The sequence below is a fragment of the Rhodoferax sp. UBA5149 genome (assembly GCF_002413825.1).
GTDB lineage: Bacteria > Pseudomonadota > Gammaproteobacteria > Burkholderiales > Burkholderiaceae_C > Rhodoferax.
The window spans coordinates 2,812-3,723 of sequence record NZ_DHXT01000179.1 but is presented as its reverse complement, the minus strand read 5'-3'; the positions used below and the strand labels follow the sequence as shown (position 1 = coordinate 3,723).

At 59.8% G+C, this 912-nt stretch carries 2 protein-coding genes; both read left to right on the top strand.

The annotated features are described in order from the left end of the window. The coding region (locus B3V69_RS16070) for an amidohydrolase family protein (RefSeq protein ID WP_296448017.1) at positions 1-537 on the top strand (537 nt) is incomplete at its 5' end. Between the two features lie 115 nt (positions 538-652). Then, positions 653-912, top strand: a 260-nt coding sequence (locus B3V69_RS16065) for a dCTP deaminase (RefSeq protein ID WP_414707554.1), incomplete at its 3' end; no start/stop codon positions are given.

The following is a 912-nucleotide window of genomic DNA, read 5'->3' as shown; positions in this document are numbered from 1 at the left end:
GGCCTGATGCGCGAACGGGCCATCTACGCCCACTGCATTCACTTGGATGACGACGACCGCGCCCTGATGCGCGACACCGGAGCCGCCGCCGCCGTCAGTCCGACCAGCAATCTGTTTCTGGGCAGCGGTTTTTTTGACTATGCGGCGGCGGACCGCGTCGGCTTCAAATACGGACTGGCCAGCGACGTCGGTGGGGGAACGAGTTTCAGCCCGTTTCACACCATGCTGGCAGCCTATTACGTGGGCCGGGAAGGGCAGAGTAAAACGGGGCTGTCACTGTCGCCGCAGCACCTCTGGTGGCAGCACACGGCCGGCGCGGCGCAGGCGCTGGGGCTGGACGGTCAAAAGGGCCGCGCGGCGGTGGGTAACTTGCAACCGGGTTGTGAAGCCGACTTCGTGGTGCTCAATCCGCAAGCCACGCCCTTGCTGGCGCGAAGAACCGCGCTCGCCGCGAGCCTGGACGAGCTGCTGTTTGCCATGATTGTGCTGGGGGACGACCGGACCGTCGAGCGGACCGTGATTTCTCAAGCCATTTAGGCCGATGGCCCCCGTATCTATTGCGTTATAAGCTCCTGAAATAATAGCAAAATGGGTGGTTTAACAGGCGAAATTCGCCTGTTTACAATGGGGCCAACCCAGGAGTTCTGTTCCCATGACTATCAAAAGTGACAAATGGATTCGCCACATGGCCGAGACCACCGGCATGATCGAGCCCTTCGAACCCGGTCAGATCCGCGAGCGCGACGGCAACAAAATCATCAGCTATGGCACCAGCAGCTACGGCTACGACATCCGCTGCGCACCCGAGTTCAAGGTCTTCACCAACATTCACAGCACGGTGGTGGACCCGAAGAACTTCGATGAAAAAAGCTTTGTCGATTTCAACGACGACGTCTGCATCATCCCGCCCAA